Genomic DNA, 11,485 nt, shown 5'->3' with positions numbered 1-11,485 from the left:
GGATCTCAGGAAGTGACTGCAACGATTACCGGAGACAATTATACCAGCTTGGTATTGACTGCTGATCTAGAGGTTACCCCAGCTACGGTTACTGATATCACATTTGCAGATGACAGCTTCGTTTACGATGGTACGGCTAAGTCACTGGTCATTGCTGGAACACTTCCAGAAGGTACAAGCGTAAGCTATAGCAACAATTCCAGAACGGATGTGGGATCTCAGGAAGTGACTGCGACGATTACCGGAGACAATTATACCAGCTTGGTATTGACTGCTGACCTGACGATCACACCTGCTACGATTACAGGAGTTACTTTCGAGAATGGAAGCTTTGTATTTGATGGAACTGAAAAGTCGCTTGCCATAACAGGAATACTTTCTGATGGTACAAGTGTAAGCTATGCTAGCAACAGCAGAACTAATGTTGGTACCCAGGAAGTGACCGCGACGATTACTGGTTCCAACTACAATACACTGGTGTTGACAGCTGATCTGACGATTACACCTGCTGATATCACAGGCATTACTTTAGAAGATGGAAGCTTTGTGTACGACGGAACTGCGAAGGCTCTTGCCATCTCTGGGACACTTCCTGATGGAACTTCGGTGGCCTATTCAGACAACAGCAGAACAGATGTGGGGAGCCAGGAAGTAACTGCAACCATCACAGGTAGCAACCATACCACCTTGGTATTGACTGCTGATCTGACTATCACCCCAGCTACGGTTACTGATATCACGTTTGAAGATGAAAGCTTTGTTTATGATGGTACGGCTAAGTCACTGGTGATTGCTGGAATACTTCCAGAAGGTACAAGCGTAAGCTATAGCAACAATTTCAGAACGGATGTGGGTACACAGGAAGTTACGGCAACGATCACAGGTTCTAACTACAATACACAGGTATTGACTGCTGATCTGACAATTACACCGGCAGAAGTTGACGGAGTCATATTCGAAGATGCTAGCTTTGTATTTGACGGCATTGCCAAGTCGCTAGCCATAACAGGAACCCTTCCAGACGGGACTTCGGTAGCCTATACCAACAACAGCAGAACGGATGTGGGTACACAGCAAGTGACGGCAACGATCACTGGTTCTAACTACAATACATTAGAACTGACCGCAGATCTGACGATCACTCCGGCAGACATTACTGGAATCAGCTTCGATGATGCGAGTTTTGTCTTTGACGGTACAGTGAAGACTCTTGTGATTATAGGTACTTTACCAGAAGGTACAAGTGTAAGCTATGCTAACAACAGCAGAACCGATGTAGGATCCCAAGAAGTGACTGCAACAATCACGGGAGATAACTACACCACCTTGGTATTGACTGCTGATCTGACAATCACACCTGCAACAATTAGAGGTATCACATTCGAAGACGAAAGCTTTGTCTATGACGGAACAGCCAAGTCTCTTGCTATCTCAGGAACACTTCCTGAAGGTACAACTGTAAACTATACTGACAACAGCTGGACGGATGTGGGTCGACAAGAGGTTACGGCAACGATTAGTGGGGCGAACTATACCACGCTGGCATTGACTGCGGATCTAAGTGTGACACAGGCTACCTTGAAGATTATGATGGATGAGGGTCTAAACAAGGTGGTTGGAGAAGCGGATCCCGAACTGACATATACTGCGGCAGGTTTTGCTATGGGTGAGGACGAGGGGATTCTTGGTGGTTCGCCTGAGAGAGAATCCGGTGAGGAAGTTGGTACCTATGCCATAGGAATAGGCAGCTTAACTACAGGGGATAATTATACAATCGACTTTGTGGGAGCTGAATTTGAGATCCTGATGGCGGAAGTGGATGAACCAGACACAATCACCGGCTTTGTAGCCCAAAGTCTGGAAGTTCTCTGGGGTACACCAGAGACGGAGTTGAATTTGCCTGTTGAAACTGTGGTGATCACCTCAGCGGGAGAGTTTGTTAATCTTGCTGTGGAATGGGATCTGATGGGATATGAGCCTTTGGAAGCTGGTATTAGCAGCTATTTTGGAGTAATAGAAATCCCATCCGGTCTGATCAATCCTGATGAACTTCAACCAACACTGGAAATCACGGTATTTGCTAAGCCTGCACCGGAAGATATTATACTTAGCGCAAACAGTTTTGTTGCTGCTCCTGATCAATTCTTCCAGGAGATCGGGGCATTCACAGTGATTGATCCTACTGATAACGTCCATACCCTAAGTCTTCCTGATGGAGTTCAGGACAATGGATACTTCGAAGTACTTGATGGTATTTTATTCTGGAGCAGTGGAGAACAGGCAGAAGGCAGAACGGACTTTACGATTCTGTTGAGAGTAACGGATAGAGTAGGCAATGTGCTGGAGAAAGACTTCCAGATTACCCGTGAGAGAACCCCGCTGGAACAGTTGGAAATAGCCAATACTTTTACGCCTAACGGTGATGGAATAAACGATACCTGGGGTGTGCCGGCATTGCGATACTATTCCGGAGTAAGGATTTCGGTATTTGCCGTGGGCGGGGACAGAATGTTCTACACAGAGGATGCAGATGTGAGATGGGACGGTGTATTCAACAGCAAAGAGATGCCGGTTGGAGCTTACCTGTATGTGATCGAAGTGGGAGAAACAGGAGAAGTGAAACGTGGAATGCTTAACCTTCTCAGTAAATAAACAGCTGCTTGGAATTGGAGGTCGGTGAATAACCACCGGCTTCCCTTTTTTAGGATTTTAATTAATTTTCAGATGACACAATATATAAAACACCTAATTACTGCAGTGCTTTTCATTGCATCAGTCGGCTCTTCCTATTCCCAGTCGAGGAAATATATTTCCAGCTTTGACTTTTTCCAGAGCTATTACAATCCTGGGTTGACGGGTTACGAAGGATCCACGGTGAGGGGTTTTGTCCGCAACCAGTGGTCTGGGGTGGAAGGGGCTCCAAAAACCTATTTCTTCAGCACTGAGCTGGACTTTGGGGAACTGGCAGGGGAGGAGGATCCGGCTTTGATGGGGAAAAATGCTGTCTCTGTGAATCTGCTGTACGATACTTACGGAGCGTTTCGGGAGACGGAACTGACGGTAGGCTACGCGAGCAGAATCAGGCTGACAGAAAATCATAACCTCAGACTGGGAGCAGGGCTGAACTACCAAAGCATCCGGTTGGATGGCAATGCCCTGACTACAGAAGAACAGAATGATCCTACGCTTGGACAGTACATCGGGCAGTTTTCAAATATGAATGTGATTGACTTCAATCTGGGCATAGCCCTGACACATGCCAACTATTATTTCTCCTATGGGATCCACCGGGTGAACGGCGGTAAAATCACTTCGGGTGATGAGTTTATGGATGCCTATCCTGCAAGCTCCATCTTCCAGGCTGGCTACCGAAGTGCAGTGAGTGATAATCTGGCGGTGATTGTAAACGGGATGTACAGCACCCAGAAAAACCAGGATGACAACATTGAGTTTAACATCAAAGCTCTGCTTATGGATAGACTTTGGTTTGGGTTAGGACACCGGATAGACTATGCGACCAATGCCCAACTGGGAATACTGACCAAGCGCTTGAGGATAGGCTACCTGTACGAGTTTCCCAATGCCACCAGCTACAACCTTCCGGGCAACACCCATGAGTTCACAGCGGTGTTCAATATTTTCAGGGATAATGTGAGGACCGAGTCTCAGGAAGTGGTGATGTGGTAGGCTTATTGCAAATGATTTGAAGCTTTTAATCTAATAACAGCCTCTTGTTTTCAAGCCAAAAGCCTAATTACTTGTGGGATCAGGCAACTGTAAGCCAGAAGTAAGATGTCCTGTCTGGACCGAAAATGCAGTATCATCTTTATTTAGCAACGCTATTGTGGTTATATAACTAGTATAGAATAAATCTTTCAGGTAACTGGCTGGATTTCGGAGAGAACTTGGTTTCATTGTGCTATAATCAACTGATAAAAAGCGTAATAATTTATATTTTTTAAGCTGTACTGAAGGTCCCAAGTATTATAGAACAATTACTAGGATTTTAATCGGAGGATATCGAAGGTTTTAAACCGGAGACTGGCTCAGAACTCTTTTATGAAAAGTAGTCTTAGAAAGTCCCTATAAAAACTCCATTAAATCAGCATTAAGCGAATTGACTCTCATCTCATTTAATGGCTTATGGATAAAATCCCGAACCCTCGCATATGTTTTGGAGCGTTTTATATCCAATTCGGAAATCGATGAACTGTGCATATAAACTTGTATATTTTGCTCAGGATCAAGTATGTCCAATTCTTCCAGGACTGCCCAACCGTCTAGAATTGGCATATTGATGTCAAGAAGTATAACGATTACTTCAGAGGTGATATTACTTTCAATATGCTTTTGAATTATGTTCAATCCTTCTACTGGGTTGCTGATTACCTCCACTTGGTAGGGAAGTTTTGAAGGAAGGAATTTTCTTAAACTTTTATTTGCGATCATCAGACAGAGTGCATCGTCATCGATGATCAATAGCTTAATTTTTTTCATCGGGTAACTCAATAACAAACGTGCTTCCCTGTCCGGAGGTTGATTCCAAATGTATTGAGCCACCTAACGCCAGTACTCTCATCTTTGACAAGTATAAACCGGTTCCTTTGTGCTTTGGTGTTGCGTCTAGGGTTTGGTAAAGTTTAAAAATGCTGTCTTTATGGATCGCCATGTCAATACCCTTCCCATTATCTGATACGGTTATGTTCACTTTTCCCGAGGCTCGACGCATTGCTATAGACAGATGCAGGGGTTCGGTCATTTTGCGGAAGCGGATGGCATTTGAAATTAATTCCCTAAGCACAAAATGCAGGTATCTTTTGACTGAAACTATTGGATTTTCAACCGGGATATCAATTGCAACCACTATGGAATGACTAAGAATGTCTTCGATAAATTCCATAATCAGAGCATCTACTAAATCCTGAAGATTTACTTCTTCATATTCTAGGTTCTTGTTGTTCTGGATATGAAGCACAGAGGATACTATGGCGGTTATCTCGTTTAGGTTTTGGACGGTTTGATCCAGGTAGTTGAAATAATCCATTTTTTCCTCTGCGGTTTTCATAAGACCCATGAGGTTTAAGAGGCCTTGGAGATTGGCTACTTGGGAGCGCACATTGTGGTTGAGGACTTCGCTAAGCTCTACCAACTGCTCATTATGTAGCGTAATTTCATCCAACAGGCCTAAGAGTTTTTCCTTACTTTCCTGAAGTTCTGTAATATCAACTCCTATAAACAGAATTCCAGGTGCTTTCCCTGCGCTATCACCTATGGTGGAGCAATCCCATCTGGTAATCCTGTTTTTCCCACTTGTATCTTTCCTGTCCAGCATAATCGGAAATGAAGATCCGGGAGACTGCAAACATTCTTGAATTACCTTTTGTATTTTTACTCTGTTTTTGGGTTGGTACTTTAGTAGTTCATTTTCATAAGGATCTTTACCTGATGGTTCATTCGTACCAAAAACTGATCTGAATTGCTTGTTTGAATACATTAGCTCTCCATCTGGGGCTAACTGAAAGATAAATACATGGGAATTATTGACCAGAGATTTATAAAAATCCACCTGCTGTTGCACATCTGCTTTCAGTAAGGAAAGCATGTCCAGATTGGCTTTGTCTTCGGTGATATCCTGAATAGTCCCGACCAATCGCTCACACTTTTGGTTTATAAATATCGGCTTGGCTTTGATTCGAACTGTTTTGTTTAAGGTCTTACCTAGTATATACTCATAATCACCGGAATACATTTTTTTTGATTCCAAAGCTTGTTTAATTCCGTTCTTCAATTCATCGTACTCTTTCACACGCTTATTCAAGTGCAGAAAAGGCAAGGAAAAGGCTGGTTTTGGCGCTATATTTAATATTTTACATGCGTTACCGGTGAATTTTACGTTCTGTTTGGCCAACTCAAACTGCCAGCCTCCAATCCCGGATAGGGATTCTACTTCCTGAATGAATACTTTTTTTTGGTTGTCCTGTTCTGCCAATTCCAAGAAATTTGTTTCATCTTTCAGCACAACAAAAATAGCATCACCGCTGCGGTGGTAAATCATATGGATATGATGAATTTTTGGAAGGGAAAAGTTTAACTGGTATAATTTAGAATGCCTTGAGATCTCTGGGTTGTCTATTAGTTTCTTGATGTCATTGATCAATTTCAATACACCGTTATTAGCATTGAAATGCTTGCAAAATATCGGGTTGACAAGGTCATGGAATTTTGGGGTCCAGTCTTTTTTGATATTCAGGATCCGGTTATTTTCAGGATTCCATTGGAGCTCGTTGGTTGCGGTATTTGCGTAGAAACCACCGAATTCTTCAACAGGTGAGGTCTTTTTAATAATAAAGGACTCTTTGCCAAAATCATGAGCTAGCTCTTCCCGCTCAGTCAATTCATTTTTGATGAGCTGACCAATTTGATCCGCAGTAGAAGAGAGTGCCTTGAGTTGCTTTTGATTTGGTTTCAATGGCTCCGTCCCAAATACACAGAGTACTCCAAACGGTAAAGAATCCTCAAGGTATAGCTGGGCAGCAGCAAAAAATTCCAGTCCATAAATCGTGTGAAGTGGGTGATTGCAATAGATTTCATCACCGCTTAAATGTTCAATTATCAGGTGCTTGTTACCACTCTTCAAGAGCTCTCTGGACAAAGATTGGTCGGGCTCTATTTCATTGATGAGAATACCATACTTGGATTTAAACCAGACCCTGTTTTCAGTTACGATTGAAAGGGTGGCTCCTAGAACGCCAAATTGATTTGCAATTGATTTTGTAAGCTGATCAATTCCCAACTCCTGGATTTTTTCCAATAGCTGTTGCTTTTCAATCAGCGCATCTCTTTCGTGTTCTGGAAGCATGATGAATTAAATAATAGTTATATTATAGGAGGTTTATTGCTTTTTAATACCATTGCCCACACGGATTTCTGGTTAGCAAAAGTGCTTAAGTTACTAAGGGAACTTTTGAAGGATTAATGGGAAACTTTCTCCTGCTAAAGAAAAGTATTATAATACCAAGGGAAGTTAAATTCTTTTCTGAATATTATATGTTAATTACCTGCCGCGTGTACAATTTTTCGAATTTAATAAAAATATTTTGTCCCCATATTTGTGGTGTATAAAATAGGTATTTCTACGTATAAGCAGTAGGTTTTTTAAATGGCAAAAACTTATGTTTTTAATACAATATATGTTATATAAAAGTATAATACTATAACGGATTATTTGTATTAAACTGTTGAAAATGAGCTTTTTGTATGGATTATGATGAAGTTATTGTACTTTAGGTTTTTGCAAGTGGATACTACCATGGTTGTGGTGAGGAGCACAGGGAATAGATTTTCATTTAATCCTAAAAATATTTATTTAAAAACTATTAAAGCCAAATAAGTCCCTAGTGGAATAAAGTCGGTATCGGTTACAATCAGCATCCAGGAAAACGTAATAAGTATAGATCTACCATCTACATTGTACTCACCTACCGGTAGAATGATGGAAGGTTTCATCGGATACCTCAGGAAAGTATGTTCCTAGTGGAGGAAGTTCTCCTGCACGAACCTCAGCTGTAATAGGGTGAAATTTCTAAGTAAGGCCCGGTGTAACAGCCGGTTTTTTTATGCGTTGACTTTTTAAGGCTTCAGGTTAAGCTTGTGAAAAGGGATGATAAGGAGTAGTTCTTATTATTTCGGTACAAAGATCGGTGCTACGGTCGGGGCGTTCAGCAGCGTTCGGCATAAAGCCGCTGCGCTATTTATTCCGTTGCCTGCTTCCTTGCTCCCGGATCACCTGATTACGGCATCCTAAATAATTTCTAACTTAAATGAATGCATTATGGAAGCTGTAAATCAAATCATCAATCTCAGTGAGGTAGCAGAAATCACGCTTGGCTATAAACCAAAAGTGAAATCAAACCAACGTCCAAAAGTGGGATGCTCCAGAGAGGTTTATGAGGTCTTATATGATTTTTGGGATAAAGACACGTTGGAGCTGGCTGAACATTTTCAGGTCATGTTGTTAAATAGAGCAAATAGGGTACTGGGGATTTGTACGATATCCAAAGGTGGAACGGCCGGTACTGTGGTAGATGCCAAGCTGGTTTTCGGTGCGGCTCTGAAAGGATGTGCCCAGTCGATTATATTAAGTCACAATCATCCGTCCGGTAATCTGATGCCTTCCGAACAGGATAAACGGCTGACGGCTAACCTGGTGAATATTGGTAAAGCCTTGGATCTGCCTATTCTGGACCATTTAATCGTCACTGAAGATGGGTATTATTCTTTTGCAGATGAAGGGGAGCTTTAAGCTTCCTTTTTTATTGATTTAGAATGAATTCCGAATGGCATTGTGTTAAACTCATTGGAGAATGTGAATCAATTTTTGATAGTATGCTGTCCACCTGCTCTATGATGAGAAGCACCATTACGTGTTTTAGAAATTTTTAGAACTCAAGAGACTAGGACTTATTAAGTATAAAGTAGACGAACCCGGACACGCAAAAGGTTGATTGGATGATCGCAAAATGGATGCAAAAGCCTTTCATTCTTTAATTGCAATGTTTCCCCGAGCTATAATCAAGGATCGGAAGGCCTGGAAGCTTTGGATAAATTGAAAAAATCAAAGTCTGACTAAAACTCAGTGCCCAGACAGACCGGGATGTACATTTTAAGAGGGTATAACTTTACTGCACGTGCTACCATATCACATGACAGGTTAGTTGTATGTGAAGCAATTTTAGGGTTTAAGGAATGCTGGAGCAAATCAAAACTTTGTGCCCTATCGACTTAGGTTATCCCTCATTTAATAGTACGCTGAATTCAATTTCGAATTCTTGTCCAAGCATATTTGAATAGTCTTTGCAGAATTGGTTGTAAGCTGACAAGGCCTGCCCTTTTTTGCCAAGTTTGAAAAGTGAGAGACATTTCATCTTCAGTGCCTCATCATTTAATGGATCTAATTTTAGGATCGAATCTGAGATCCTTGTGATTTGCTGGTGATCTTGGGTGCGATGAATCATAATCATCAAAGCATCTAAAAGTTGAGCGGTAAAGTCAGCTTTGAACTGGTCCATCCAATCCGTTTGTACACTTGGACAGATGCTTCCTTCAGCTGAATTTCTCAGTAATCGATTTGCTTCGACTTCAGTAAGTTTTAGGTTGGATTTAAGTTTCTGGACTAATTTCAGGGAATCCAATACATCAGAATAAACAGTTTGGTCATGTTCTATTTTCCAGAAAGTATTGTCATGGGTCAGGTGTAGGTTTGAGGATAGCTTTTCAAGAAGTAATCGGATCTTACTAATATTGACATTTCGGTTGTTTCTGGCACTGGTGGCTGATTTATCACTCCATAATAACTCTGTCAGCAATTCAGATGATATGCCTTTTTTATCCAAAATGCTTGAAAGATAGATCAATAGAAAAAGTTGTTTAAGGGTGGGGGTAAACTGGCCAGTGATGTCTGTTCCTGAACTGTCATAGATCTGTAATCCTCCCATTAGGATGATGGAAGCGGTTTTATTTTCCTGTAAACCGAGTAATTCAGTTGTGGGGGGTAATGGATTATCGTCGGTAGAGTTTAAAGGATTAGGTTGTTTTCTATATTTCCGATAAGCTATAATGCCTGCAATGATAAGTACTGCCACAATAAAAATGTAAAGCAGTCTAGTAATTCCGGTACTTCCTTTCGCAATCTGAGTGGCTTCGCTTTTTAACAGCGGAGGATAGGCGTGTTGGAATATTTCAACCAAGCTATCAGATTGGGTTATTGCAATGAGCGTTGACTTCGAGGTGTTTAAAAATAAACCCGCCCAGCTTTTGGTGTCAAGAAAATTGTATGGGATAGAGTCCTCATAAACTCTGAATAACTCTTTTGAAATGCCTATCTCTGCGAGCTGCAGATGCGTATTGTAATTGATGTTATTATGGATTAGCGTATAGAAACTTGATTTATCTTCTGATAAAATAGCGTTTGCTACAGGCGTAAAAGGAGGGACATTGTCCTTTAGTTCACGGATTTTCTCAATGTTTTTGCTTTGGAGATCCAGGGAATAAAGATCATAATAATGCTGGGGATTTATTCCTTGATTTCCGGAAGGACTTCCGTACCCGCCAAAAATCAAAACTTTTTGATCATCTAGCCAGCCCATGGAACTTAGATATCTAGGTGGAACTTGGCTGGATTTGTTTATAGAATCCCAGCTGTTTGCCCCATCTTTCAATGTCATCAAGTTTGACTTGTAGGTATAATGCCCATAGCCTCCGAAAGTCATAATTTCGTTCTCAGGAGCATTGTACAGACGGATATGATGCCATAAATCGGGCTCAGGACAGGTGTCGGGGGCTGCTGTCCATTTAAAGGTTTTAAGGTCCAGCTTATTAATGGCTACCGTATCAAAAGAGTAGGACCAAATTTCTCGGGTCAGGGAATTATATACTAGGTTATTATCCAGGCAGGGGAAGGGATTTCCGTATTGATAAGAAAACGTAGCTATCTCCCCGCTTGTGGTATTGTATAACTTCAATTGGTCTAACCCCACAATAAAGATAGAATCTGAAGACGGAGTGCTTGTAATTCCCAGGATTCCAGGCATTACTATTTTTTTGTTTTTACGCCAATAGATATGCTTATCTATCTCCCAGTTGGCAAATCTTACCTCTGCTTCATACGTTTTTACTTCATCGTAAACCAGGCCATTCCCATGCTTTTTTAACTCCCAATTTCTTAGCAAGACATCTGCGTCATGTATTCTAATGTTTTTCAGAGTCATCGGACACACATCACTGTTGAGCATTTCGGGGACTTTACTCGATCCAAAGACAAGCTGAAAATCTTTCAATTTAGTGAAGTCCTTAAGGGTTGTTTTTTTCTCAATTCCATTAATGCTTAGTGAGAATTCTCCTAATTCCGGAGTATAGACCAGTTTGATTTTTACCCATTCGTTGTAAATGGCCCCACCAAGGTCTTTCCAATAAAAGGACAGGACAGATTGGTCTCCCACTACAAGCCAAAAATTTTCGGTTTCAGAAGCCAAATTTGAAACCAGGTCTATAGGAACGGACTCCTTGCCGAGCATTTTAAAAATATAGCCGTAGTAGCCATCTCCTGGCCTGAATCGAATGTCAAAATCCAAAATGAGTTTTTCCTTAATAGAAAGTGGCTCATTTGGTGTTAAATCTAAAGAAGTTCTTTCATCCTGAATTACCTCATGGGAATTAAAGTGCAGCCCCGAGTTCAATCCAGTCTGTGCTTCGGCACCTATCCAAAAAAGCTGGCTAACTAGGAAAAGTAAAAGGAACTTGATTTTGCTCACGTACATTTATGCTTTTAATCTATCTCCATGTGGAGAAATTTGGGTTATTGTCCTTACAGTGTTACACCAATATAAACCTAGAAAAGAATTATAGTGCGAGCTATTATTTGACATAGGAATTTTAAGTGTTGAGTGTTTTTACCCGATAGCGATACTTCAAAGTCTAAAAACTAAAC

6 protein-coding genes are annotated in these 11,485 nt (G+C 41.2%); 3 read left to right on the top strand and 3 right to left on the bottom strand.

Features of this window, described 5'->3' with window-relative positions; translation table 11 throughout:
• A partial coding sequence (locus BM386_RS19245) for an MBG domain-containing protein (RefSeq protein ID WP_091697194.1) occupies positions 1–2,652 on the top strand: 2,652 nt, incomplete at its 5' end.
• Positions 2,653–2,724: 72 nt separating this feature from the next.
• Positions 2,725–3,687 (top strand): PorP/SprF family type IX secretion system membrane protein, encoded by a 963-nt coding sequence (locus BM386_RS19240; RefSeq protein ID WP_091697192.1) that lies wholly within the window; start codon positions 2,725–2,727, stop codon positions 3,685–3,687.
• Between the two features lie 396 nt (positions 3,688–4,083).
• On the opposite strand, the gene BM386_RS19235 is transcribed toward BM386_RS19240, so the two are convergent.
• Together BM386_RS19235 and BM386_RS19230 are read right to left on the bottom strand one after the other, a co-directional pair.
• Positions 4,084–4,497 (bottom strand): response regulator, encoded by a 414-nt coding sequence (locus tag BM386_RS19235; protein WP_091697190.1) that lies wholly within the window; start codon positions 4,495–4,497, stop codon positions 4,084–4,086.
• Positions 4,484–6,859 (bottom strand): sensor histidine kinase, encoded by a 2,376-nt coding sequence (locus BM386_RS19230; RefSeq protein ID WP_091697188.1) that lies wholly within the window; start codon positions 6,857–6,859, stop codon positions 4,484–4,486. Before BM386_RS19230 ends, BM386_RS19235 begins: the two co-directional genes overlap by 14 nt.
• A gap of 972 nt (positions 6,860–7,831) precedes the next feature.
• Between BM386_RS19230 and BM386_RS19225 the strand changes: the two genes are divergently transcribed.
• Positions 7,832–8,302 carry a JAB domain-containing protein gene (locus tag BM386_RS19225; protein ID WP_091697187.1) on the top strand — a complete coding sequence of 157 codons (471 nt, stop codon included), beginning with the start codon at positions 7,832–7,834 and terminating at the stop codon, positions 8,300–8,302.
• A gap of 484 nt (positions 8,303–8,786) precedes the next feature.
• Here the strand turns inward: BM386_RS19225 and BM386_RS19220 are convergent, their stop codons facing one another.
• Positions 8,787–11,309, bottom strand: coding sequence for an AfsR/SARP family transcriptional regulator (locus BM386_RS19220; protein WP_170857134.1), 2,523 nt, complete (start codon positions 11,307–11,309; stop codon positions 8,787–8,789).
• Positions 11,310–11,485 lie beyond the last annotated feature (176 nt).

This window comes from Algoriphagus locisalis (assembly GCF_900116615.1).
GTDB classification, from domain to species: domain Bacteria; phylum Bacteroidota; class Bacteroidia; order Cytophagales; family Cyclobacteriaceae; genus Algoriphagus; species Algoriphagus locisalis.
Note: the sequence above shows the minus strand (reverse complement) of the source record. Positions and strands in the feature narration are given on the sequence as shown.